A 24,742-nucleotide genomic window follows, 5' to 3' on the forward strand; every position below is an offset into this window, starting at 1 on the left:
AGCAAGAAGATCCCGCGGATGTCACTATCGCCACAAACCGATACAGGAAAAGCAATTCCGGCAGACGATCCAATGCGTCCGCTTCTCAAAGATGGGTCTGACTCGGGCGAAGCTGCCGCTTTGGCCATTGAGACCGTTCCTGAAATTTCGGGCAAGCACCGCTGGAGAAAGGCGCATGAGGCCGTCATTTTTCTGGCATGGCCTGTTCTTCTCGAACAGGTGCTTCACTTTTCGGTCGGTTTTTTTGATGTCTATCTCTCCGGGCGATTGGGGCAAACAGAGACTGCCGCCATTGGCTTGGCCGCCTATGTCAGCTGGATGGCCTCGATGGTCTTTGGACTGGTGGGGGTGGGAGCCACAGCGCTGATTGCACGCTACTGGGGTGCTCGCGAGATGGAGCAGGCCCGCATGATGGCTTCACGAGCCATGGCTCTGGCGCTGTGCATGGGCGTTGCCGTCTCGACCATTCTTTATCTGTTGGCTCCCCATGTCACGTGGCTGCTGGGATTGGAAGGTGAGGCCGCTGCGATTGCTGTGGGCTATCTGAAAATTGATTCGCGTGGGCAAATCTTCTCGGCCTGGACACTGATTGGTGCCGCCTGCCTGCGAGGCGTGGGCGATATGCGCACTCCTCTGTATGTGCTGAGCCTCACCAGCGTGGTGAACATCATTGCCTCGACGTCGCTGGTCTATGGCCTGGGGCCGTTTCCTCAGTTGGGCGTGAATGGGATCGTTTACGGAACCGTTGCGGCTCAAGGTTGCGGTGCCCTCCTGATGGGATGGTTCCTGACATCGGGCTGGGCGTCACTAAAGTTATTGCGGAGAGAGTTTGTCTTTCGCAAAGAAACCACATTGCGCCTGATGCGAATTGGCGGCCCCGCAGCCATGGATGGGTTGGCCACCTTTATGGGCCACTTTCTTTTTCTGATGATCATTGCCCGCGTTACAGGGGGCAAGTCGGCGTTTGCCGCCCATATTGTGGGGGTGCGGGTGGAGTCGCTGTCTTATCTGCCGGCTGTCGCATTCGGTATTGCCTCGGGAAGTCTGGCCGGTCGATACCTGGGTGCCCAGCGTCCGGATCTGGCAAGAACATCCGGGTTAGCGGCTGTGGGGCAGGCTTCGCTCTATGCCGCGATCATGTCGATTGTCTTCTTTACGTTCGCCCCACAAATTTACCAGCAGATGCACATTGATCCTGAAGTGCAGGAATTGGGAGTGGCTCCATTTCGATTGATGGCCTGCTATCAGGTTCCCAATGCCATTTTGATCGTGCTGGTCAGCACCCTGCGCGGCTCAGGCGATACACGGTTTCCTCTGTGGTGTGCGTTGCTGGGCACTTTTTGTGTGCGGGTTCCTGTCGCCTGGTTCTTTGGAATTTTCATGGATTATGGGCTGTTTGGAGCCTGGATTGGCATGGGGGCCGACAACCTGCTCCGCTGCGGTTTATTGTGCTGGAGATACCTGGCCGGACGTTGGACATTGGTGAAAGTCTGACGGCCACTGATTCTGCAGGCACCTCGTTTCACCGGTCATTTTCAATCGGCCAGATGCTGGCGATAATATTTTAAGCCTGGGGCAAAAAAGCTCCAGGCGACCACAACGCCATAAAGCGTGAGATCCAGATCCCAGTCCGTCCAGCGCTTCATTGCGGCCATGACAAACGCGGTGGCATAAAGCACGAACGCCTGCACATAGAACTTCCCCGAAAGAACACCGGCTTTAATCAGAAAGACGGCTCCCGCCAGCAGCGCCAGCACGGGAGAAAGCGTCAACACAGGCAGGTTCATCATCCATTCAATGAAGAATAAAAGCGTGCTGCAAATGGTGCTGGCTGCCCAGACATGGGCGATTTGACGTTCCACAAATGTGATCGGGCCGGATCGTCGCCGCAGTTCCCAGAAAATGAAAGCCCAGATGCCCACGCCCACTGACCACAAGGCCACATAAGGCCAGCGTGTTTCAACACCACTCCAGTGCATCAGGTTGGTGATCAGGCACAGTTGTAACACCACAAAACTGTGCCACATCCAGAGCAGCCCCCAGTTCTCGAGAACCTGGGCATGATGTGTTTCACGAAACGCACGGGTAATAACCTGTGTGAAATGCGACGATCTGGCTGCAATCGGTTCATTATGAAGATAAGCCTCCAGATCATCGGCCAGATCATCCGCTGTGTTGTATCTGAGGTCAGCCGGCTTTTGCAGACATTTCAGCGCAATCATTTCCAAGTCAGAATCAGCCTTGGGATTGAGCACACGCGGCATCACCGGGTCTTGCTCCAGCACCAGCAGAATCGTATCCACGGGAGAAGACGCCTGGAATGGCGGGCGTCCGGTGAGCAGGGCATACAAGACAGCCCCCAGGCTGTAAACATCAGTGAGCGTACTGACATTTCCCCGTTTTCCAGCCGCCTGTTCGGGAGCCATGTAGCCGGGCGTGCCCAGGATCGCTCCGCTCTGTGTCAATGTTGCAGGGAGATCACTATCGCTGCCGGTGACTGAAATCCGTTTTGCCAACCCAAAGTCACTGACATAAGGCGTGCCATCAGGATCGATGAGAATATTCGATGGTTTCAAATCACGGTGCAGGACACCTTTGCGATGAGCATCTGCAATGGCGCGGCAGACAGGCAGCAGCAATTCAGCCGCTTCACGATTGGGAACCGGGCCAGATGTGATCCTCTGGGCAAGCGTTGACCCTTCAATGAACTTCATGCTGAAGTACGGACGATCTTCAAACATCCCCACGTCATAAACGGGGACAATGTGCGGATGGTCAAGCCGGGCGGCTGATTCTGCTTCCGCTTGAAAGCGAGCAATATCGACAGAAGACGCCAGGCGTCCCTGAAGAATCATCTTGAGGGCGACAATACGGTCGAGGGATCGTTGCCGGGCGCGATAAACCACGCCCATTCCACCGCGACCAAGTTCTTCAATGATAACATAATCATTGATTTGCGGAGGTTGCTGGCTGCCATCGGCTAAGAAAGATGCTAACGGTCTTTTGGCAAAGTCGGCCTGAGCCAAAAGGGCGGCCCAGGCAGTCGCCGAACTTTGGTCGGCCTCAGCCAGATCATAAAGTTGCGTAATCGACTGCCCAAAGTTTCCCTCTTCAGGGGAAATGAAAGAGGCAGAGTTTTCCGTGGTCGGTAATAACTCCTTTGGAGATGACGTCTTTTCAAAAGAAGCGATATCGGTCGAATCAATCTGAGAACTGGCCGCCAGCCCTTCAGTCATAAGGAGGGTTCCCCAGAGCAGCCTCAATTCACTGGCCAGTCGAGGAAAATTGCGGCAAGTCACATCCAGGTCAACGGTTTCCCCTTGCTGCAATCGCTGCAGCAGTTGATCCATCAATTCGGCCAGAATGGCTTCATCTGCTGGAGAAAGCGGAGTCGCAGAAGGCATGGCAATACGCTGATTCAGACCAGGTTAGAGACATCAAGTTCCCACGGAACACACCCATCCTGATGGCTCATCGTAACAGAAACCACCAAAGATTCCCCTTACGGGGTTTGGGCCTATCGGCCGGGTCGTGGGCGAAGGCCCGCAGGCTCGTTGGCCTGCTGGTCGGTTGTTGATCCACGTTTGGTCTTACGCCCCCCTCGCGGGGTTTGTGGCGGCGTATGCGAGTCAGTCGTTCATTCGCGAATGGGGCTTACGCCGCCAGAGAGAAGTTTCTCGTTGGGATTGATTGAATTGCTCCTCTCCCATTCCGATGGGAGAGGCTGGGTGAGGGCGAGCCGGAGCTAAAATAGCGATCATTACCTTTGCTATGCAAATAAATACCCAGGCACGTCGTTACACTGGGAAAGCCCACAGAAAAAACCTCACCCGGCACTGCGTCCCCTCGCGGGGTTTGTGGCGGCGTATGGGGGTCGGTTGTTGATTCGCGAATGGGGCTTACGCCGCCAGGGCGGTGGTTGTTTAGGGTTTGATTTTAGCCGAGTTGGTGCATTGCGCTGCGCTCCATGCACCCTACATAGTAAATTCTTGGCGATAGATATCCGGCGTGTGTTCATAGCGGGTGCAGCTAATATCTTTTAAACAGCGGTTCGCCCTCACCCCGGCCCTCTCCCATCAGAATGGGCGAAGGAGCAAACTCCTTGTTTCACGCTATCATGGGAGGGCGGTTGTGTTGAAAACCAACCATTTCTCTGACGGCGTAAGCATCTATGTAGGGTGCATGAAGCGCAGCGCAATGCACCAACTCCCAACGTTCAAGTAGCCAGAGACGCTATTAAATAGTAGGGTGGGTTAAGGCTTTGCGCAACCCACCAGCTCTATTAAAACACCCGCGAACCGCCCCTGCAAAAAACACCACCACCCCGGCGGCGTAAGACTCATTCGCGGATGAACAACCGGCCCCCATACGCCGCCCCAAACCCCGCAAGGCGCAAGGAAGGAGCGGCCACAACGGGGCCGCGGATCTTTAGCCCACGTCCCGGCCGATAGGCCCAAACCCCGTAAGGGGGCCCCCGACCACTTTTTCGAGCAATCGGGGGCCGTGAAAATTCCAGCAGAGATCAGGGCCAATCCACGAAACATCACTCCACGAAGTCACCCTCGTTGAAAAACATTCCGTCGGCCTGTCTGATTCAGTGTTGGGCTGAATCAAACGTGATTGTGTTGGCATTCCCTCGTCACAAGAAGTGGCGAATGAATAAGTGCCAATAAAAAACATTCAGTCGGGCATCAGTGGTGTTCTGCGTGAGCAGTTTGCATCTGTTGTTTGACTGTTTGTCAGTCTCGAATTCGAGGGAAGCGTCCACAATCGGCGCTTCCGCCAGCAGGAAGAATTTCCTGTTGGCAAAGGGTGGCCCTGACCGAGCCGAGAGAGAGCCTTCTGTCCGGAATCACAGGCGAAAAAGACCTCAACCTGCGAGGTGCACCCAAAACGAAGCCTCTCTACCCTACCACCCTTTGTTGCGCGAAACAGCATTAATTCCGGCGCCCTGGCGGCGCAAGACCCATTCGTGGATGAACAACTGACCCTCATACGCCGCCACAAACCCCGCAAGGGGCTGGCGGAGTAAGACCCATTCGTGAACAAACAACCGACCCGCATACGCCGCCACGAAGCCCGTAAGGGCACCGTCAAGGGGGGGGCTGGTTTTGTGAGGCGGCTTCGAGGATTTTCAGAAGTTTCTTTCCTTCATTGCGGGCGGTATCCCACCAGCTGCGCCAATTGTTTTGGCGAGCGTGGTGGGCTTTGAGCAACATCAACCCTTGAGCGTCGGGAAGTTGAGCCACTAGCAAAGGAATCAGGTATTCATCCACACCAAAGAGCCGGGATGAGTCTGCTAACGGCGTCGAGTCGACAGGGGCCGAGTGGTCTTGAGTGTTTGAACTGGCCTTGTCTGTGGTGGCGGTCTCCAGTCGTGTGGCGACGGGGATCCAATGGCTGATGCTTTTTCCAAGTAATTGCTGATGATAGGCCAGTGCTTCGCGAACGGCGAGTTCTTTAGGCCGGGATGCAGAGGGGGACAGGAACTGGTAAGGGGGCGACCATTCTCTGACAGGCCGGAGGAGGTCGATCTTGGAGACAATCCCCACCAGAATCGGTTTCCGCTGTGTGGGGTGCTGCTCGAAATAATTGTGAAGTCTCTGAACCAGGCGGACATCCGGTTCTTTCGCGGGCGTGTTGGCAGCCATCACCAGTAAGACAACTTCGGCACTGCGGGCGGCTCCCAGAATCGCCTCATATTGCTGTGGAGAGAGGCCCGCGTCGGTGTAGCCGGGCGTGTCGAGCAACGTCACGGTTCCCTCGGAGAAGGGAAGATGGCAGCGATAGGTCGAGACTCCCGAGGTGGCAGGCAGAACATCGACCAGAGCGGCCTGTTGATGCAGGATGGCATTGATCAGGCTCGACTTCCCGGCTTTCACCTGCCCCACAATCGCCAATGTGACGGTGTTGGCTGTTGCTTGTTCCGTCCAGTGGCTTTCTGAACCGGATTGACCGGGCGCGTCCGTTTGTGCCCCGGAAGGGAGTGAAGAGGAACTGGCCTTCTCCGGCGTTGCGAGGGGGGAGGCGACCAAAGTTCCCGTCGTTCCGAGTGTCAAAGGAGCTGGCCGCCAATGGCCGGTCTGAGCATCGATCAATCGAGCACCGGTCAGTTGCCAGAAGAGGACATATTGTCCACGAATCCAGTCTTCTACCCATTCACGAGATTGATTGGCGAAATGTCCTGCAATGTCGGCGGCGATTGTCCAGCCGATATTTTTCACCATCTCTGCTGGTGATAAAGCTCTCAGCCAGCGCGCGGCATTCCATGTCTTGCCCAGCGTTTCGAGAAATGGCTTTGATTGCTCATAGGATTGCTGAACTTGTGTCGCACGTACGAACCAGCTTTCCGCCTGACCAATCGTGAGTGATGATGACAGCGGCCAGGTGGCGACGACCTGCTCAAAGTCAATGGCCAATCGCTCGGTGGCTCGCAACGCTTCCAGCAAGGTGAGGTCTTCAAGTTGGCATCGGCCAATCGGGCCAAGTTCTGTGCCAACGAGTTTCATGAGGCGGCGAAGATCGGCCAGAGTGACAGGCAGATCTCGCGATGGAGGCCAGGGCTGATCCTTGGCGAACGACCGCACTTTCTGCTCGATCTGGTGGAGGTGAGCGGACGGCAACTGAGAGGTTGGCCGCCAGGCTTTCCAAAAGTAAGCCACACTCCAGGAAATGGCTGCCAGAACGGCCAGGGGAATCCACCATTGATCGACAATGAGGACGTATGTCCCCACGACCAGCAGCCATAAATAAGGCACGATAAGTAGTAGATAAATTAACCAGACTCGCCAGGTTGTGGGTAATGTGGGACGCGGGGCAGGCCGTAAGCGAGCCAGTTGCCGTTCGAGTTCCAGATAAGGCTGGGTGCCTTTTCTCAAGCCACCATTGGAAAGTTCAATGAGCAAGGCCCCCGCTTCGCCGCTGATTTGCAGCAATACTGCGTGCAGGAATTCTTTGGAAATTCGTTCGTGAGATTGCCGCCAGAAGAAACGGGGGATCACGATCAAGAGCAGGAAGCTGAACATCCCGCGGGCCATGACCAGTCCGACTTCAGAATCCAGTACCGTTCCAAGAATGGCGGCAATCATGAACATGACGCCGCAGATCACCGCGGCAATCCGATCAATCTGGATCTGCCGCCGGCGATAAAGATCGGAAACGCCCAGCAACAGCGTCCCCTCGTTGATCCTGAGCAGGCCAACACCGGGAATGGCTTTCATTAACCAATGGCGCAGTGAACGTGCCGAAAGGCTCACCATGGCCAGCAGTTCAATGACGGTTCGATCACTGTAGGGTTTGCTGATGCCGGGCTGATAGACCTGCGCAATGGACATGGCCATTTGTTCGACGTTCAGGGCCAGCAGTTTGATCCGGTCGTCTAAAACAGAGTTGGCGGTCAGTTGTTCATCAAAGGTGGTTTCAGTTTTTCGGACAATTTCCCAAGCGGTTTCATCATGGCCCGAACTGCCGGAGGGGACTCGAATCGAAGGGTGCGGAAAGAGCTTCTTCTGATTAGCCCAGCGGAGCAGCAGTCCCAAAGCCAGTGCCCAACTCACGAAAGCCCAGACAGAGGTGTACCAGGCTAAGGCGCTGAAGGCAGGTTGTGAAATCCATTCCTGCACACCGGCTCCGATCGCGGCAACGAGCGGCAGGCTGGAAAGGAGTAACGGGCCGTATCTGTGAATGAGACGTGGCATCCGGAAATTCTCGATCCTCTGGCTGAACTGCAGACACGGGAGTCCCGCATGTGGGGGAATTTCACTGCTGAATCTTCGTGAGGCAGGCATCTGTCACGCACAGCCTCCCGATGGAGAATCAAAGGTTCCATACTGCCAGTATTCGCCGAGTAAAACGAGAGCGGGGAGGGTGACCCTTCACCTGAATTGCAGAATCACCTCCATAGCAGCAGGGTTTGGAAGGCAATCATGGAGTCACTTTGTCCACGATGTCATCATTTCTTAATGGGCGGCACCGGTGGCAGGTTGCAAGACAGCTGGGTAGAATTCTTGCAGGGTGTTGTGTTTTTTAAGGTTGTTTTCGTTAACGAAAGGCCGGGCAAAGAGTTATGGCGAAAGAAGAAGCCATCGAAGTGGATGGCGACGTCGTGGAGGCGCTGGCCAACACGCAGTTTCGAGTCCTGTTGTCGAATGGGCACGAGGTTCTGGCTCACGTCGCAGGCAAAATGCGCAAGCATTTCATCCGAATTGTTCCAGGTGACAAAGTGAAGGTCGAGGTCAGCCCTTACGACCTGAATCGTGGTCGGATTATCTTCCGCGAGCGTTAACAGTCCCATTCTGTTTGATCGGGCCTGTCGGCTCGATCTAACACTGGTTGATGAAGACGTTATGATCACGTCCATTTGCACCACTTTCTCATCTGTGATCTCCTCATAGTGAGAACTTGGGCGGTGTAGGTACGGCTTGTTGTATTCTCCTTACTGACATTCTGCCCAAATCTGCACTTGGGTTTCTGTCGCGCGAATGCTCTCGCTGGCAGCTCCAGAAATTAAAGTTGATATGTCCTCTGAGAACTCCCCTGCACCGGAACCTGTCCTGCGAGAGTTGCCTTTCGTGCAGCTTTTCACAGATGGAGCATGCAGCGGGAATCCCGGCCCCGGGGGATGGGGCTATATTCTCCGTCACCCCGCTTCAGGAAAAGAGCGGGAAGGGAGCGGTGGATTAGCAGAATCAACAAACAACCAGATGGAGTTGCAGGCGGTTATCGAGGGACTCAAAGTTCTCAAAAACCGTTCGCGTGTGGAAGTGGTGACTGACAGCAGTTATGTCGCCAAAGGGTCGAGCGAATGGCTCCCTGGCTGGAAAACTAACGGCTGGCGGCGGCGAGAAGGCAAAGCCTTCAAGCCGGTCAAAAATGTCGAGTTCTGGCAAGAACTCGACGCACTACTGGCCAAACATCAGGTGCAATTCAAGCTGATTAAAGGCCACGCTGGCCACGCCGAAAATGAACGCTGCGATCAACTAGCCGTCGCAGCGGCAGCAGTCGCTCGTCAAAATAACTTGCGTTGAGCATTTCCAAACCTGCCAACCAGTGGAAATTAAGGGTTCTCAGGTTGCGCGGGAGTGGCCGCAGGGGCAGCGCTCTCTGAACTGGTTTCATAGACCAGAATTTTGCGATAGCGGAACGAACCGCCCACGCCATCAATGGCCAGATATCCGCGTGGCACGGCTTTTGAAACTGGGACATCTGTTTCCAGAACGACCTGATCGTTGATTTCCACCGTGGTCTTGGGGCCAACCACGGTCAGACGAAAATGGTTCCAAACATTCTTTCTGGCAACCTTTTTCGTAGGGGCATCCGAGCCAAACAAGGCACCTGTCGAAAATTGATCAAGCCCCTTTTGATCCATATCACCCGCCAGATGGATCTTGTAGCCAAAATCGAAGGGATTCCCTTCACCGGCATAATGGAAATAAAGGCCGCCTTGTGCCCCCGGCTTGTCCGCCTTCCATTCAAACTCGCACACGAAGTTTTCATAGTCCTTTTCAGAAACCAGATAGGCGCCATCAATCCTCTGAGCATCAGCGGCCCATTCGTTGTCTGCCCCCTGCTCCCATTGGCGTTTCCCCATCACTTTCCACTTGGCCAGACCATATAATTTGGCCTTTTCCGCTGCAGCAGTGACGCCTGCGCCTCCGCCAATGGCGACGGAGGCATCAAAATTCTGAATGGCCTCGGGGAGGCGATTCTCTCGTATCGCCAGCTTTCCCAACTCCAGCGAGCGAACGCCGAATGTTTCAAGAAACTCCTGACCGGAAGGACCCGCGCGGTCACTCCACAAATCGACCACACGAGCAGGCAACGTCGGGTCAGTTTTCACAAACGCCAACACTTTGAGAGCGGCGCCTTGAGTGTTACCGCCATCGACCTGTTCTGACATGGTGATGAGATCGCCGGACGTAATTTCCCAAAGGGGCTTCTCCAACATTTTAATTCGTGTTTTCAGAAGAAGCTTGCCCTCTTTGATCCCTTCCAACTCAAGCTTGGCGGAACCAATTCGCACCGTCGAACCAGGTTCTAATTTTGCCAACCCTTTTTCCAGCGAATCACGAAATTCTTTGAGAACCTTCAGCCAGGCTCGATCAACCGAGATCATGGGCCGGAATGCGTCACCGCTTGGTGAAGCTTCGGCATCATTCAAAATCTGTTCAGCACCTGCGAAATCTCTTTGGGCCAGTGCCTTCTGAAAAGCTGAGAAACTGGTGGTGTATTGGTCAAACAAACTCAGTGGTGCAGGAACCGCGGAGGCAATGGCCGGAGCCGGCGTTTTTTTCGACTCAGGCATCTCTGGGTTGTCTACCGTTCCGAACAGGGTTTCTTCCGGAGGATCGGCAGGTGTCGCTGGGCCTGAGGTTGGATTTTCTTCCGTTAACATCTCCGCCAATGGCGATTCTGAAGTCGTGACGTTTTGATTCGTCACATTTTGTGCAACAGCCAATGGTTCGAGCGAGTTTCCTACCAGAAGTGGCCCCCATTGCGGCCCATCTGTTAACCGAATGGCCACGAGGTCGCCGGGTTGCTCACCAGAATTGGGGGCGTCATTCGCTGAGATGACGGTGGTCAACAGCCACTGTTCGTCATGGCTGACAAATCCGGCACGCCCCCCTGGTAACAAAGCCGGGAACGACTCTGGAAGAGTTCCAATTGTTTCCGCAGTCTGAAATCGCAAATCAGAAAGGCCACGCTGGCTTTTGTCTCGGCGATAACGGTGCAGAACGCCCTCTGATAAAACGAATTGCCGATCACCTTGAGCCGATAAGCACGGCATCTCTCCGGGAAGCCCCACCGGCTTCGCGTCTGCCTTGGCAAGATCAGGGATCAAAGCGGCTTCCGCGCCATAAGACTGGCTGCGACCTGCCGTTCGCTCAACCCAGAACAATTGACCAAAATCTGTTATGGCAGCCGACTGGGGACTGCGCGAAACCACTGGCGGAATCCATTGGGCACAATCCCACTCAACACCGGGTCGATCGATGCTTCGTAATGATTTCTTTTCGATAAATGGTTCATCCAGATCAGCTCGTTCAATAATCCAGATCCGTGCTCTCGCGGGATGAACATAGATCAGACTCAATCCCTCGGGCGAAAGCACCGGCGAAGCGGGCATTTCACTCGAACGAGTCACATCAATCAGCTGAGGAGCTTCAAAATCATGATAAGTGGTCGGGCGAGTCGACAGATAGATCCCGCGACCTTCAGCGCGATCGCCAGCAAAAACCAGTGTGCAACCATCAGCCGACAACCACGGATCAAACTCGCGCCCCTGTGAATTCACACTCTCTAAAGGCCTGAATTCTCCCGGCCCGAGGTCAAACCAGGGGCCATCCAGAGACGACACACCTGCTGAAGAGTCTTCTGGCCTGTCGAAAGAGACAATCTGATTGTCTCGAATGCTCACTTCCTGCAGGATGTCCTTGACGCCTGGTCGAGAAATAGCCACTTGATGGATTCCGGGAAGCACCCGTAACTCACAAGGAACCGCCAGCAATGTTCCCGCTTCGCTTCGCACAGGTTCACCATCGACCAGCACACACCAGTGCTGGTCGGGAGAATCACCGGTTGTCATCGATTTGGCAGCGGTTGTATTTGATGGCATCTCCTCAGCAGGTGCTGCCTTTGGTTCTTCAGCGACAGCCTCAGAATCTTCGCTGGAAGTGGATTCGTCGGCCTCTTTCCAGACAACACGCAGTGTGCGCCCCCGTCGGCCTGTGAGCGATTGTTCACGGAGGTTTTCAGGAAAGAGACCGTTCGCACTCACGACAACAGTGGCCTTCACTGGTGATGGGGCTGCCTGACTCTGTCTATCAGCCTGTCCAGAGACCTGCCCATGTGAGGGGGTGGCAGCCGTCTTCTGGGGTTGCCCGCCGCATCCCATCCCTGCCAAAGTCAAAGCCAGGGGGGCCAATCTGGTGATCAAAGCCAGATGGAATCTCTCTCGATATGAAAAAGCGAACCATCGCATGGCCTGCTGGTCTCCCATCACTCCCCCTTCACTTCTGCCATACCCACCAAGTTTTGCGAGCCATTGCCAAATATCATGCGCAAACCGACAGGTCTTGTGAAGGAAATTACTTCACCGAAGTTCACATAATCAGTGACAAGATGAGGTCGGCTGAAAATGTGGCCTGACGTTTCGTGTCATTCCTGTTCTTCACTCAGTATTTGGAATCCAAACAGGTTTCTCGAAACGGCGGCTGCTATAACAGAGTCTCTATTTCTACGCAGAAATGACTGTGGGCAAATGGCCCCATGCCTGATGTGCCAAAGTTTGAAGGTTTGGGCTTTTTTAGCGCAGACAAAGGTTTCCTCCATGGCTTCCCGAACGGATTGCGTTGTCGTTGATCACGTGAAAAAATCGTTTCGTCGGGGAAGCGAGGAAGTCCACGTGCTGGATGAATTGTCGCTGCGAGTCCCTGAAGGTGAGTTTCTCTCGCTGATGGGGCCTTCAGGCTCTGGAAAAACGACTCTTCTCAATCTGATCGCCGGGCTGGATCGACCGACTTCGGGGGAAGTCTGGGTGAGAAGCGAACCCATTTCCAAACTTTCCGAAGGCCAGTTGGCCGCCTGGCGAACACGAAACATTGGCTTCGTGTTCCAGTTTTATCATCTTCTGCCAGTGCTCTCGGCCTATCGTAATGTCGAACTCCCGTTACTTCTTTTGCCGATGACATCGGCCCAGCGAAAACAACAGGTCGAGATGGCTCTGGATATTGTCGGGCTTTCCGACCGTATGCACCATCGGCCGGGACAACTCTCTGGCGGGCAACAACAGCGTGTAGGCATTGCCCGCGCGCTGGTCACTGACCCCGCCCTGATTGTTGCGGACGAACCAACCGGGGATCTCGATAGCAAATCCGCCGAAGAAATTCTGGCTCTCCTGGTCGCACTGAAATCCTCATTAAATAAAACCATTGTCATGGTGACGCATGACCCGAAAGCTGCCGCCCGCGCGGATCGCACACTCCATCTGGAAAAAGGACAACTCGTCGAAGAGGTGATCCATACAGAAACCAAACGGGCCATCGTAATGACCTGAGACCGATGACCTGAGATTTCAGTCGGCCTCAATAAAGGCCAGTCGACTCAATCACAATGACCGCAGTTCCCTGGAACTGCCCGACATTCCAATAACTACTGACTTGCGACTTCTGGCGATATCAATATGCACACCATCGCACTGACTTTTCGTCTGCTTTGGCTGGTTCTCGATAACACGTTCCGTAACCCCTTGCGCACGATTTTAACCGCACTGGGGACGATCGCGCTCGTGCTGGTTGTCACTTTAGTAAACACCGTGCTAGTCAATCTGAACGAAATCACGAAAGAGAAAACGTCGAACTTCAAACTCATCGTGACGGAGAAATGGCAGATCCCCAGCCAATTGCCCTATCGCTATGCGGATGGCCTCTCACAAGGAGGCGCGCGCGAGAAAGACGACATTAAGCCGACTGACTATATGACCTGGGGGTTTTTCGCAGGTACAACAGATTCCGATCCGGCCAATCGTGATTTAAATTCTTTTCTGTTCGCGTTTGTCATGGAGCCTGAAAAGATCATGACCATGATGGATGAATTGGATGAACTGACCGTTGGCTCAGCCGACCACCGCGAACTTTCTGCCGCTGTTGAAGGACTTAAAGCGAATAAGCGGGGGATTATTGTCGGCCACGAAAAACTTGAAATGCTTCAACGAAAGATTGGCGACCGCATCACGCTCTACAGCCGTAACTATAAAGAGATTAATCTCGAGTTGGAGATTGTCGGCACCTTCCCCGCCGGACGTTATGACGGAACCACAGCCTTTCGCCGAGACTATCTGAATTCTGCCCTTGATCAGTATCAGCGGGAAAAAGGAACGCCACATCCTCTGGCTGACAAATCGCTCAATCTGGCGTGGTTGAAGGTTCCCTCGCGCGAAGCTTTTAATCAGGTCGCCACGCAAATCACCGACTCGCCAGAGTTCACCTATCCCGCTGTTAAAGTCGAAACGGCCTCTTCAGGGATCGGAGCCTTCCTTGAATCTTATGCCGACCTGCTCTGGGGAGCGCGCTTTCTGCTCGCTCCGGCCTGTATGGCAACATTAGCGCTCGTGATTGCGAATTCCATCAGTATTAGCGTTCGCGAAAGGCAGAAAGAATTTGCGGTTATGAAGGTACTTGGCTTTCAACCGTTTCAAATTTTGTTTCTCGTGATTGGCGAGGCGCTATTAATCGGAGTGACAGCAGGACTGGCCAGCTCGATAGGCACCTTTCTTGTGATTAACTATTGGATGGGTGGCCTTCCTTTTAAGATTGGCTTCCTTCCGACATTCGAGGTTCCGCCCAGCGCCATTTTCTGGGGAACGCTGATGGGGGGAGGAACCGCCTTGCTCGGAAGCCTTATTCCGGCCTGGTCAGCCCGTACTGTCAAAGTGTCAGATGTTTTCAGTCGCGTGACGTAGCGAGATATGTCGAGAAGAACGTCGGCACATAAACGCCTTGTCAGTATTAACATAAATAAATACCAGATATTAACTCTCTGGCGTTCACCAGCCAGCGTCATTCCGGAAAGACCTGCCCCATGCCAACGGGCCTGATTCTTGCGATCTCTATTGATTCCTGGGCGATTCCGTCATGGCTGGCATTTACCGCCTGGGGGATGGGCACGCTCCTGGCGTTATTGTTTGTCATGAATCGCGTCCCCGTGATGTATAACATTCTCAATATGGTGGTTCGCTGGAAGAACACATTAGTGTCGGCACTGGCCTTTACGATGGTGATCGGACTGCTAACCGTAATGCAGTCATTCGTCAACGGGATGTATAAGCTGACAGAGAGCAGCGGCCAGCCAGGCAACCTGATGATTCTGGCGGAAGGAGCCATTGACGAAGCGTTCAGCAGTCTGGCGATTGTTGATGCTTCAGATATCGCGAACCAGCCAGGGATTCTTCGAGACAATGGCACCCCACTGGTCAGCCGTGAAACCTATTTGCTGGCGGCACAAAGCATTCCGCTTCCTGACGGGAAAGTGAAACGACGGTTTTTGCAGATCCGTGGGTTGGCTGATCCTCTGTTAGCGGGGACTGTCCATGGGATGACGCTGAAATCGGGAGAATGGTTTTCAGAAGCCGGGATTCGCCCTGACCCGCTCGATGCTGATGCGGCTCCGATGGTTGAGGTGGTACTGGGCGCTGGTATTGCGGGTGAAATGGCCAAAGATCGCGCCAAGTCTTCTCAAGAGTCTGCCCCGTCGTATCAGGTGGGCGACCGTTTTGAACTGAATGACCGGGTCTGGTCTGTGACAGGAATTCTGGAGCGAACAGGCTCTGCTTTCGACTCGGAAATCTGGGCGAAGCAGAGCATTGCCGGGCCGATGTTCGGTAAACCAAACTACACCACGTTGGTGGCCAAAACTGCGGACAATGCGACAGCAGCGAAGCTCAAGAACTTTTTCAATAACGATTACGGCAAAGCCCAACTCAGTGCCGAGATTGAATCGCTGTACTATAAAAAGCTCACTCAAACGAATGAACAATTTCTGGCCGCCATTATTGTGGTGGCTTCCATCATGGCTATCGGCGGCAGCTTTGGGGTCATGAACACCATGTATGCGGCTGTCTCACAGCGCATCAAAGATATTGGAGTCCTTCAACTGATGGGATTCAAGCGACGTCACATCCTGATTTCGTTTGTTCTGGAGTCGCTTTTGCTCGCTCTGTTCGGCGGTTTGTTAGGCTGCCTTCTGGGCTTATTCGCTGATGGGTGGACAGCAAACAGCATCGTTTCCGGTGCCCAGGGGGGGAGCAAATCCGTCGTGTTAGAACTGTCGATCACCGGCACCACGTTGCTCTCAGGCTTGCTGCTGGCCATGTTCATGGGGTTGTTTGGTGGCTTGCTTCCGTCGATCTCGGCCCTCCGGTTACGAGCACTGGACGCCCTGCGATAGAATGCCACTTGCCCCTCTGATCACTTTTTTTGCTGCTGGCTATCAGTCTCACGCGGATGCTCCAAATCATGTCGACTGCACCATCTTCTGATGAACGAATCGTTGCCATCGAAATGGCCTTGGCCCATCTCCAGCATGATGTGCAGCAGATGCACGAAGTCCTGTTATCCTTGCAGCAGGAGCTACGCGCCACGCATCGTCAACTGGGAAAGCTGGAAGGCAAAGTCCTGGCGCTGGAATCTCCGGTTGACCCTGATCGTCCCATCGACGAAAAGCCACCGCACTACTGATTCCGCTTCCACAGAAAGTCGCGTGCATTCGCCCACAAAATCAGGCAGGCCGCATGCTCACCTCAACAGGTAGTGAGCATGCGACACCAGAATCTGCTATTCACTGGCAGGAAGCGATGGCCTCTATTCCTTGGGTGGAATCACTTTGGTTTCGACATGGCTTTCAATCTTCAAGTCATTGGATTGTCCGCCACCCGCCACAGTGACATTCAGCACTTGCGAAATCGCGTTTGACTCCACGCGACCCAGTTCCCGGTTAAAAAGGATCAACCCCTTCATCTCTGTCGTATTCAGTTTAAGCGACAGCGGCGATTTCTCGGCAGGCTTAATCGTCACGTCACCCGAAATCACAATGCGTTCCAGTGAGTCATTTTCCGGCCCATCATAGGTATAGGTCAAATCACTAATGACTTCGCCAATCGGCAACTTAATAGTTGTCTGCCGTTTCCAGGTCTCCCCCTTCTTGACGGCTTCTTTCGGCAGCATCACTCCCGCTTCTTCAAACATGCGCTTGAGGCCAGTTTCCGAAAGACCATCTCCCATCATGGCTCCTCCCGGCTGACTTTTAATCGCCTCGACAAACCCTTCCGGCATTTTGAAGTTGAGAATTTCCCCATGAGGAGTGGTGGTGAATTCAAAGCGTGCTCCCGCCAGCTTTCCTAGTGTTTTGCTCAGTGAGGCCAGAATGGGATCGGTGAATTCCTTTTGATTTGAGTCGTAAGCAATCGACTTGTTACCAGGCAGGTCGATATCCAGCGTGACCCGCTCAACCACCTGCGAAAGATTTCCGTCGCCAGATTCCGTTACACCGTCCACCTTGGTCGTGATGAGCATTTCCTGTTGCAGAGTGGTCTGCACGTCCTTGTCTGCCACCTTCCCGCCAGAAACTGTCCGGGTGGTGACCGTTTGTTGAAAACTGTCCCCTTTGCGAAATTTCAGCTGTAACAGCACCTGAGCCTGCCCCAGAGTGGCCCCTGGCCCCCAGAGCACCAGCAAGGCCGCCACGAACATCAATCGTGGCATGAGTGGCCCTCGCATGGCTCCGGGCTTCAAACCATCCGCGATTTTGATGAGTGTGTGTCCTGACGCACCGGTTTGATTCAGAAATGGAATTTGCTGCTTCATCATGAGATTTTCTTCCCGTCATCACTTGGGGCCGACTCGATGGAGATCACTCTCAGCCAACTTTCGAGACTGGCGAAGCTACAATGTCCCGTGAATTCCAACAATTGGATTCGGCGTGAATTGCTCCGTTCGTTGAAGAGAAATGGCCACCGAAATTTCTCACAACCACCGCCAGTTTTTCATGAACCGACGCGGAGTCTCAGAGTCTGCTGGTCAGCAACGTGGCGGATGCTTATGCTTCGCATCATGAATGGCAGGTCATTATTTGAGAACCTGACGAAATCGAAAACCCTCACCAGGTCGAGACATCGCACCAGTGGATGGTCTCGCTCTTGACCGCACAGACGAATCCCCTCATGTTTGTGGAGGATTTGCCGCCTCATTTTGAATTGTTCCACGTCATGCAAGCAGGGATGAGATGATCGAATTGAACGCCACTCCGAGTCAGCTCGGTGGTTCCATCACAGCGGGATCAACACCTTTGCTGGCTGCCGGCGAACGATCTCCCTCAGAACACCCTGCCCTGTGGCTGGAAGCGAATCCCTGGGTGGCAGGCATTCTGGCGTTTCTGATTCCGGGAGCCGGCCATTTTTATCAGGGCCGCTGGTTCAAAGGGGCGATTTACTTTTTCTGTATTCTCGGGACTTTCATCAGTGGCTTGTGGATGGGCGAAGGAGTCGTCGTCTATCACAAAGCCGAAACTCGTTTGCCCACCGTCTGGTACGCGACACAACTCTTGTCAGGAGCCATCGCGATTCCGGCCTATTTTCAGGGAATCCGAGCCGCTAATCCGCAGAACCGAGCCATTGATCTGAGCACGCTGGGTTCGACGATCACCATCCCCTTTGAGGGAGAATTAAAAGCCATCGGCCCCGGCCGCGATGGTGTGGGCGGCCCCGCCAAAGGAACTCTCACCATCGGCTCTGAGCGTATGGCGTTTGGTTATCAATTGAGCGGTCGTTTCCAGGGAACTGTGGGAAATCGCGAGGTAGATCTTCCCTTGGGCGGGCAGCGATTCCTGCTTGGCGCTCCCATTGGCGGCGGCAGCGGACGATCGGTCGAAGTCAGCGTCGATCGCGGCCCCAACGATCACCCTGAACTTCAAAGGCTATTGATCGGCACGACCCCCCGCTCTCTCATGGATTCCTTTGAAGCGCCGCCAGATCGGGCAACGCTCAACGAGATCTATCGCCGACTCGGCCCGCGGTACGATATGGCCGTTGTCTTTACTTTGATCGCCGGCCTGCTGAACTTGTTTGCCATCTGGGATTGTGTGCAGGGGCCAGCTTATGGATTTGGTGATGAAAAGCCGCGAGACCGATCGCCACAGACGTCTCACTCTGCCACACCCAATGCGGCCACACCCACTGCAACCCCGATGACAGCTTCACCCGTTGCCGCCAACTCCAGAGAGAGAGGAGTGACGGGTGCTGTGTTTCTCTCATCGCTCCCCATTGGCAGCGAAATATCGCAACAACACCGTTTACACAATCGATCAGAAGCCTGACGGAATGAAGGGCTTTGCGGCTTCGGCAGCAAATTTCCCGTTTGTTCTTTCCCTTGATGACTCGCCAAATTCTTTCCAGCCATCGACAAGAGAATCGTCATGCTGCTCGCCGAGATTGTGCCGACCTGGTATCTGCTCCCTCTCTCCATTGCCATCAGCCTGGTTTATAGCGCCAGCCGCTACGAATTGCCCGTAGTGATTTTGAAGCGAGCCTTCCGGCTCTGCACCACAATTCTGGTGGCCATGCTGATCGCATTTGCCGCTTTGTGGGTGCTTTCCTACGGACTGTAGTGGAGAGGTCTTTCCTGTTCTTGACTGATAGTTCGTCCGCAGGCATGTTGACTTGGTCACTACCCATGGCTTAACCGGTCAGATTTCATGGGAATCTCCAGTCTGACCTCTGTGTGAAATTCCTGAGATTATTCACACGTGGAAGCCTCTTCGGCGTATCTCACTTGCATGCCACGCCGATGATTGTCAGTCTGATGTCGGATTTTTGGTGTAAAACATCAATCACAGGCCGTGAATTGCCCCTGTGTTTGATCTCCCTCCTTTATGATGGCCCATCACGACTGGGCTTCCCTACCAATCCTGCTGACTTGCAACGCCAGACCTCAAGTTCGAGCTGTTTGAATTGGCATGCTTGTCGGGCCTATCAAGAATCGCCGCTCCATGACTGTTCCCATGACCGCCTTTCTTCCTTTGATCAAGTCACCGACCATCCGTACTGGTGTCGCAGGATTGTCTGTGGCTGCTCTGGGATTGGCCGCAGCATTGACAATGCCATCCGTGTCTGGAGCCGACCCTGCCGTGGCCTCCGATCACATTCGGGAACTCCAGACGCAAGCCATCGGCCGCGACCAGGCTGATTTCGGTCATTGGGGTTATAAGCCAGAAAAGTACACCCATTGGGGGAGTCACTCGAACCGCCTGATTCCCATTTACACCTTTGGAACCCGTGTTGGTTCTCCAGATAACGGGGCTGCGCCGCGTCCGACAGAATTGTCGGGTTACATGGGGAAAAATAGCGCCTATCGCTCGGAACAGGCCCTCCGCAATATCTATGGTTTTCTTCCAGAAGCCACCGTCAATCCTACGGCTGATTATTGCGATCAGACCAATCTTTATGATCTGCAAATGGCAGCAGTCAAAGCTGGTAAAAAGCATATTTTCCTGATTGTATTCGATGGCATGGACTGGCAGACTACCTGGAATGCCGCCATCTACAAAAACAACAACATTGCTTATCGCGAGGGGCGAGGGACGGGCTTCCATTTTCAGGATTACACCGCGGGTGGCACGTCGGAATTTGGCTGGATGGTCACCAGCCCCCATAACGAAGGCACCAATATTGATGTCGACCTGCAAACCGTCCTGAATCCTGGCGGAAAAATGCTGGGCGGCTTCGATGTCACGCGGGCCGGTGAGTATCCCTGGTCGGTCGCCCCTGATCCCAAGTATCCCGTCGCGTCCTCATCAGATAAGCGGGTGAAGCATGCTTACACCGACTCCTCCAGTTCAGCGACCAGCATGACTGCGGGAAAGAAAACCTATAACAACTCGGTCAATGCCATGCCCGATGGCAGCCTGATCGAGACGATGGCCCATGATCGTCAGGAAGCGGGATGGCTGGTTGGTGTTGTCTCCAGCGTTCCCATTTCCCATGCCACGCCCGCTTGCGCCTATGCTCATAATGTGGATCGCGATGACTATCAGGATCTCACGCGCGACCTGGTCGGCCTACCTTCGATTTCTCATCCCAAAGAACCTTTAACAGGGATGGATATTGTGATCGGTGGTGGAGCGGGAACCGACGCCACAGTCGCATCGGCTCAGGGAAAGAATTTTGTTCCGGGCAATCTCTATTTCACCGATGCCGACAAAGCGAAAGTCGATGTCAAACAGAGGGGCAAGTACGCCATCGCCGAGCGGCTTCCCGGTGTCAATGGGGCGAAGCACCTGAAAGAAGTCGCTCAGTCGGCTGCGAAAAACAACCAGCGATTGTTAGGGTTCTATGGCGTGGGCGCTTATAAAGGTCATCTCCCCTTTGCGACTGCAAATGGTGATTTCCAGCCTGCACCCGGCCGGTCTGGTAAAGCCGAGAAATACACCCGCGCTGACCTGAACGAGAACCCCACGCTGGCGCAGATGACAGAAGCGGCTCTGGTTGTATTGACTGAGCGGAAGAAGCCGTTCTGGTTACTGGTCGAAGCCGGCGAGGTCGATTGGGCCAACCACGATAACAATCTCGACTGCTCAATCGGTGCCGTCCAAAGCGGTGATAACGCCGTCCGTGTGGTGACCGATTGGGTGGAAAAGCATAGCGACTGGAACGAGTCTCTGGTCATCGTCACAGCTGATCACGGGCATTACTTTCATCTCGTCAAACCTGAACAACTGATTGCCCCCAAATAACCCCTCCTCCCTCCTCCCGGGAATCTTTCGCAGGCTCGTTGGCCTGCTCACTCTTGTTCATGGCTTTGCCTGCCAAATCAGAATTGAATTGGCCAGGGATGACGCCATCGCTCGAATCGGGCATGCTGGTGGCTCTGAATGAGTATTGGGCATGCCATCGAGCTTCAGTGATGGCGATCAAGGGATTCCCGTGACAACACCCCTCAATGAGATCTTTCCTGGCGCTCCACAGGAGTGGCAAAAGCGCCTGCGAACTATTGTCGACATGATGCGGGAGATGAGTCGCGAACGCGATCCGCAGGCCATGGTCAAGTCATACGCTCGACGCATGGTTGAATTGATGCCCGGCATGCGACGAATTTCCCTCTCACGCCGGGAACTCCCTCAGGGCGAAGTACGGGTAACGCGGTTCAGCAACTGGACTCAAGACGTGAATCCCTGGAAAGAACCGGAGCGCTTGCCACATCTCAAAGGCGGGTTGCTGGCCGAATTGATCTGGTCAGATGAACCGCAGATTCTCGATGAATTTAGCGTGACGCCTGATGATCCTTCTTATGAGTTTCTTGATGGCCAGCGCAGTCTGATCGCCATCCCTCTATTCGATGGAGGAAGTGCTCAAAACATGGTGATCATCACCCATACCAGTCCGCGCAGTTTCTCGACAGATGAATTGCCCGAACGTGTGTGGGTTGCCAATCTGTTTGGTCAGGCCACGCAGAATCTCGTTCTGGCAGAGCGACTCGATGCGGCATACCAGCAAGTGGAACGGGAACTGAAGGTTGTCGCCGACATTCAACGCTCCATGCTGCCCAGAGAACTTCCCCGACGCGCGGGGCTGGAAGTTTCCGCCCATTATCAAACGTCACGTCAAGCAGGTGGTGACTACTACGACTTCTTTAATTACCCCAACGACCTGCTGGGAATTCTCGTGGCCGATGTCAGTGGGCATGGAACACCGTCTGCCGTCATGATGGCGCTGACGCATTGCATTGCGCACATGCTATCCAAACCTCCTTCCGAACCCGGTGAGTTGCTCAGGCATCTCAATGAGCATCTCACCAACCGATATACCAACGAGTCCAACCACTTCATCACCGCGTTCTTCGCCATTTATGACCCGCACTCCCGGCAGTTGTCCTATTCATCTGCGGGTCATAACCCTCCGCGTCTTTTGAGAAAAAAGACCCATCAGATCGAATCACTGGAGCATGCCACGTCCTTGCCGCTGGGAATTACCACCTCGGTGGAATGGACGAATGCCACCACTCATCTGGAGCAGGGCGACCGCCTGGTGATCTACACCGACGGCATCGTCGAGGCTGCCAATGCGGAAGAACTTTATGGACTGGCACGATTTGATCGGCTGATTCAGGTCACCACCGGCTCGCCAGAATCATTGCGCGACGCCATTCTGCATTCCGTGGATGAATTCACCGAACAGGCCCCAGCATCGGATGACCGGACACTCCTGGTGATTGATCAGTTGTAATTTTTCACCAACCAGACCGTTTTATGGTCATCACCGTCTTTCAGGCCTGTTAAGCTTTAAGCTCAAAGCCGGTGTTCAAATGGCGCTGCCGATCAATTTCTGAAAATACGGGCGAGAGTCAAGCTGGGAAACACCCGTCGTTTTTGATTCTTTTGTCGATGTTCATAAACGAGTTCAGGCGTTGATCGTGACCGTAAGTTGAGTTTTTCATCCTCTGAGAGGAGCGCGGGGTATCATGAAGTTCCAAGTTTCCGGGCATCTGGAATACACGGTGCGTTTCCCTTCCACGCTGATTCTCAACATTCTTGCCCAAAAGAATTCGGGGCAGACAATCCTCCAGGAAAATTTATCGATTCAACCTCAGGTACAGTATTGGGAAGAGTTTCAATTAGCAGATAGCGGCAGTCGCTACATCCGCCTGGAAACAGGGTCTGTAGCGCAGTTTACCATCGACTACACCGCCCTTGTCGATTGCAGCCATGAGATCATTCCTGCCGACACAATTGATCAGACACCTGTAAGTGAGTTGGATCGCAGCGCAATTCCTTTCCTGTTCCCCAGTCGATACTGCCAATCTGATCGACTGAGCCGCCTGGCGTGGGATCTCTTTGGCCAGATTCCCAACAGCTATGACAAAGTTCTGGCGATTGTCGACTGGATTCATGACAACGTGGAATACGTCATTGGCAGCACGGATTCAGAAACTTCGGCCTACGACACTGTCACGCAACGAACGGGCGTGTGCCGTGACTTCGCTCATCTGGGGATAGCTCTGTGCCGGGCATTAAATATCCCGGCGAGGTATTTTTCCGGTTATGCGTATCAACTCAATCCGCCAGACTTTCACGCCTGTTTTGAATGTCATGTCGGCGGGAAATGGTTTCTGTTCGATGCCACACGCCTGGCCCCTCTCAACGGGTTGGTGCGGATTGGCACAGGCCGTGATGCTGCCGATTCAGCCGTGGCCAGTATTTTTGGACGCGTGCAATGCACCTCCATGACCGTCGATTGCCAATTAGCCCCCAACCAGAATTTTGAGCCACTGGGGCGAACGCAACTCAGTCGAAATGGACTTTCGCTAGGAAGCAGTTGTGTCACGAATTAATATCGAGCATAAAACGACCTATCTCTATCGGCGGCCCGTCTCGTTTGGTCGCCACCGTCTCGTGTTGCGCCCACGCGAAGGACACGATGTTCATGTGGAATCGTTGCAACTGATCATTACCCCCGCTCACCGGTTGGTCTGGTCGCGCGATGTCTATAATAACTCGGTCGCGATCGTCGATTTCACGGCCAGTTCTTCTGTACTGGAAGTCCATAGTAAGGTCACGGTTCAGCGAATCGCTCCCTTCCCACCGCAAGAACCCTGGGAACCGTGGCGCATTCCCCTGCCGGTCAGTTATGACGTTCTGGAATTGCCGATCACTCAGACCTATCACTGGGTTTCGTATCCCGATGATCTGCTGGCTGTCAACAACTGGCTACGGCAGTTCCCCGAGATTACGGGGGCAGAAGATGCGGAAGCGATGCTGATGACACTCTGCACGCTCATCAATAAGAAGATTCGTTATCAACGGCGGGATGCCAAAGGTGTCCAGACGCCGACCCAGACGCTGGAATTAGGGACGGGTTCATGCCGTGATCTGGCGACACTGATGATGGATGCCGCCCGGGCCATGGGATTATCTGCGCGGTTTGTCAGTGGCTATCTCGATTGCCCTGCCTCAGAAGCAGGCCGGGCGGCTATGCACGCCTGGACTGAGGTGTATCTGCCAATTCTCGGCTGGCTGGGCTTTGATCCCACACTGGGAGAAGCAGTGTCTTATAAGCACATTGTGGTGGGTGTCAGCCTGCATCCCCGGGGAGTCATGCCGGTGTCAGGCATGTTCAGCGGACTGGCCTCCGACCATCTGGAAATGACCGCCAGCGTAAAAATCGACCGCCTCTCCTGAACGATGCACTGATCAACAAATG

General features: G+C 54.1%; 17 protein-coding genes. 13 read left to right on the forward strand and 4 right to left on the reverse strand.

What is annotated here, in order from left to right; all coding sequences use genetic code 11:
- The first annotated feature begins 18 nt into the window (after window positions 1-18).
- Window positions 19-1,494, forward strand: a complete 1,476-nt coding sequence (locus SH287x_RS13920) for an MATE family efflux transporter (RefSeq protein ID WP_479514924.1) — start codon at window positions 19-21, stop codon at window positions 1,492-1,494.
- A 41-nt stretch (window positions 1,495-1,535) separates the two neighbouring features.
- On the opposite strand, the gene SH287x_RS13925 is transcribed toward SH287x_RS13920, so the two are convergent.
- Window positions 1,536-3,404 carry a serine/threonine-protein kinase gene (locus tag SH287x_RS13925; RefSeq protein ID WP_479514925.1) on the reverse strand — a complete coding sequence of 623 codons (1,869 nt, stop codon included), beginning with the start codon at window positions 3,402-3,404 and terminating at the stop codon, window positions 1,536-1,538.
- A 1,689-nt stretch (window positions 3,405-5,093) separates the two neighbouring features.
- The gene (locus SH287x_RS13930; RefSeq protein WP_479514926.1) at window positions 5,094-7,697 is read right to left on the reverse strand and encodes a GTPase family protein; all 2,604 of its coding nucleotides are present in this window, start codon (window positions 7,695-7,697) and stop codon (window positions 5,094-5,096) included.
- 368 nt (window positions 7,698-8,065) lie between these two features.
- Here SH287x_RS13930 and infA point away from each other — a divergent pair, with 368 nt between their 5' ends.
- Both infA and rnhA read left to right on the forward strand, forming a co-directional pair.
- Window positions 8,066-8,284, forward strand: coding sequence for a translation initiation factor IF-1 (gene infA / locus SH287x_RS13935; RefSeq protein WP_013112376.1), 219 nt, complete (start codon window positions 8,066-8,068; stop codon window positions 8,282-8,284).
- 232 nt (window positions 8,285-8,516) lie between these two features.
- Window positions 8,517-9,026 carry a ribonuclease HI gene (gene rnhA / locus SH287x_RS13940; RefSeq protein WP_479514927.1) on the forward strand — a complete coding sequence of 170 codons (510 nt, stop codon included), beginning with the start codon at window positions 8,517-8,519 and terminating at the stop codon, window positions 9,024-9,026.
- A gap of 29 nt (window positions 9,027-9,055) precedes the next feature.
- On the opposite strand, the gene SH287x_RS13945 is transcribed toward rnhA, so the two are convergent.
- A complete protein-coding gene (locus tag SH287x_RS13945; protein ID WP_479514928.1) occupies window positions 9,056-11,998 on the reverse strand; it encodes a 3-keto-alpha-glucoside-1,2-lyase-like domain-containing protein in 2,943 nt (980 codons plus the stop codon).
- 330 nt (window positions 11,999-12,328) lie between these two features.
- On the opposite strand from SH287x_RS13945, the gene SH287x_RS13950 reads away from it, so the two are divergent.
- The 4 genes from SH287x_RS13950 to SH287x_RS13965 all read left to right on the forward strand — a co-directional run bounded on the left by SH287x_RS13950 (window position 12,329) and on the right by SH287x_RS13965 (window position 16,232).
- The gene (locus tag SH287x_RS13950; RefSeq protein ID WP_479514929.1) at window positions 12,329-13,054 is read left to right on the forward strand and encodes an ABC transporter ATP-binding protein; all 726 of its coding nucleotides are present in this window, start codon (window positions 12,329-12,331) and stop codon (window positions 13,052-13,054) included.
- A 126-nt stretch (window positions 13,055-13,180) separates the two neighbouring features.
- A complete protein-coding gene (locus SH287x_RS13955) occupies window positions 13,181-14,458 on the forward strand; it encodes an ABC transporter permease (RefSeq protein WP_479514930.1) in 1,278 nt (425 codons plus the stop codon).
- 119 nt (window positions 14,459-14,577) lie between these two features.
- On the forward strand, window positions 14,578-15,942 hold the full coding sequence (locus SH287x_RS13960) for an ABC transporter permease (protein WP_479514931.1): 1,365 nt from the start codon (window positions 14,578-14,580) through the stop codon (window positions 15,940-15,942).
- A gap of 68 nt (window positions 15,943-16,010) precedes the next feature.
- Window positions 16,011-16,232: a SlyX family protein gene (locus tag SH287x_RS13965; RefSeq protein ID WP_479514932.1), complete on the forward strand. Its 222-nt coding sequence runs from the start codon at window positions 16,011-16,013 to the stop codon at window positions 16,230-16,232.
- Between the two features lie 123 nt (window positions 16,233-16,355).
- On the opposite strand, the gene SH287x_RS13970 is transcribed toward SH287x_RS13965, so the two are convergent.
- Window positions 16,356-17,360, reverse strand: a complete 1,005-nt coding sequence (locus tag SH287x_RS13970) for a DUF6263 family protein (protein ID WP_479514933.1) — start codon at window positions 17,358-17,360, stop codon at window positions 16,356-16,358.
- A gap of 415 nt (window positions 17,361-17,775) precedes the next feature.
- Between SH287x_RS13970 and SH287x_RS13975 the strand changes: the two genes are divergently transcribed.
- The 6 genes from SH287x_RS13975 to SH287x_RS14000 all read left to right on the forward strand — a co-directional run bounded on the left by SH287x_RS13975 (window position 17,776) and on the right by SH287x_RS14000 (window position 24,720).
- Window positions 17,776-18,864 carry a DUF6677 family protein gene (locus tag SH287x_RS13975; RefSeq protein ID WP_479514934.1) on the forward strand — a complete coding sequence of 363 codons (1,089 nt, stop codon included), beginning with the start codon at window positions 17,776-17,778 and terminating at the stop codon, window positions 18,862-18,864.
- A gap of 99 nt (window positions 18,865-18,963) precedes the next feature.
- Entirely contained in the window at window positions 18,964-19,155 is a 192-nt protein-coding gene (locus SH287x_RS13980) for a hypothetical protein (protein ID WP_479514936.1), read from the forward strand.
- Window positions 19,156-19,536: 381 nt separating this feature from the next.
- Entirely contained in the window at window positions 19,537-21,279 is a 1,743-nt protein-coding gene (locus tag SH287x_RS13985) for an alkaline phosphatase (protein WP_479514937.1), read from the forward strand.
- A gap of 151 nt (window positions 21,280-21,430) precedes the next feature.
- Window positions 21,431-22,768, forward strand: a complete 1,338-nt coding sequence (locus SH287x_RS13990) for a PP2C family protein-serine/threonine phosphatase (protein WP_479514938.1) — start codon at window positions 21,431-21,433, stop codon at window positions 22,766-22,768.
- A 235-nt stretch (window positions 22,769-23,003) separates the two neighbouring features.
- The gene (locus SH287x_RS13995) at window positions 23,004-23,873 is read left to right on the forward strand and encodes a transglutaminase-like domain-containing protein (RefSeq protein WP_479514939.1); all 870 of its coding nucleotides are present in this window, start codon (window positions 23,004-23,006) and stop codon (window positions 23,871-23,873) included.
- The gene (locus SH287x_RS14000; protein WP_479514940.1) at window positions 23,860-24,720 is read left to right on the forward strand and encodes a transglutaminase family protein; all 861 of its coding nucleotides are present in this window, start codon (window positions 23,860-23,862) and stop codon (window positions 24,718-24,720) included. Before SH287x_RS13995 ends, SH287x_RS14000 begins: the two co-directional genes overlap by 14 nt.
- Window positions 24,721-24,742: the final 22 nt, after the last annotated feature.

It is taken from the genome of Planctopirus sp. SH287, assembly GCF_056500625.1.

Excerpts from the sequence above, each read along its gene's own strand:
- SH287x_RS13985 (WP_479514937.1), top strand. The coding sequence starts at position 19,537 with ATGACTGTTCCCATGACCGCCTTTCTTCCTTTGATCAAGTCACCGACC.
- SH287x_RS13950 (WP_479514929.1), top strand. The coding sequence starts at position 12,329 with ATGGCTTCCCGAACGGATTGCGTTGTCGTTGATCACGTGAAAAAATCG.
- SH287x_RS13955 (WP_479514930.1), top strand. The coding sequence starts at position 13,181 with ATGCACACCATCGCACTGACTTTTCGTCTGCTTTGGCTGGTTCTCGAT.
- SH287x_RS13925 (WP_479514925.1), bottom strand. The coding sequence starts at position 3,404 with ATGCCTTCTGCGACTCCGCTTTCTCCAGCAGATGAAGCCATTCTGGCC.
- SH287x_RS13990 (WP_479514938.1), top strand. The coding sequence starts at position 21,431 with ATGCCATCGAGCTTCAGTGATGGCGATCAAGGGATTCCCGTGACAACA.
- SH287x_RS13960 (WP_479514931.1), top strand. The coding sequence starts at position 14,578 with ATGCCAACGGGCCTGATTCTTGCGATCTCTATTGATTCCTGGGCGATT.
- SH287x_RS13975 (WP_479514934.1), top strand. The coding sequence starts at position 17,776 with ATGATCGAATTGAACGCCACTCCGAGTCAGCTCGGTGGTTCCATCACA.
- SH287x_RS13995 (WP_479514939.1), top strand. The coding sequence starts at position 23,004 with ATGAAGTTCCAAGTTTCCGGGCATCTGGAATACACGGTGCGTTTCCCT.
- rnhA (WP_479514927.1), top strand. The coding sequence starts at position 8,517 with ATGTCCTCTGAGAACTCCCCTGCACCGGAACCTGTCCTGCGAGAGTTG.
- SH287x_RS13965 (WP_479514932.1), top strand. The coding sequence starts at position 16,011 with ATGTCGACTGCACCATCTTCTGATGAACGAATCGTTGCCATCGAAATG.
- SH287x_RS13920 (WP_479514924.1), top strand. The coding sequence starts at position 19 with ATGTCACTATCGCCACAAACCGATACAGGAAAAGCAATTCCGGCAGAC.
- SH287x_RS13945 (WP_479514928.1), bottom strand. The coding sequence starts at position 11,998 with ATGGGAGACCAGCAGGCCATGCGATGGTTCGCTTTTTCATATCGAGAG.
- SH287x_RS13980 (WP_479514936.1), top strand. The coding sequence starts at position 18,964 with ATGCTGCTCGCCGAGATTGTGCCGACCTGGTATCTGCTCCCTCTCTCC.
- infA (WP_013112376.1), top strand. The coding sequence starts at position 8,066 with ATGGCGAAAGAAGAAGCCATCGAAGTGGATGGCGACGTCGTGGAGGCG.
- SH287x_RS13930 (WP_479514926.1), bottom strand. The coding sequence starts at position 7,697 with ATGCCACGTCTCATTCACAGATACGGCCCGTTACTCCTTTCCAGCCTG.
- SH287x_RS13970 (WP_479514933.1), bottom strand. The coding sequence starts at position 17,360 with ATGATGAAGCAGCAAATTCCATTTCTGAATCAAACCGGTGCGTCAGGA.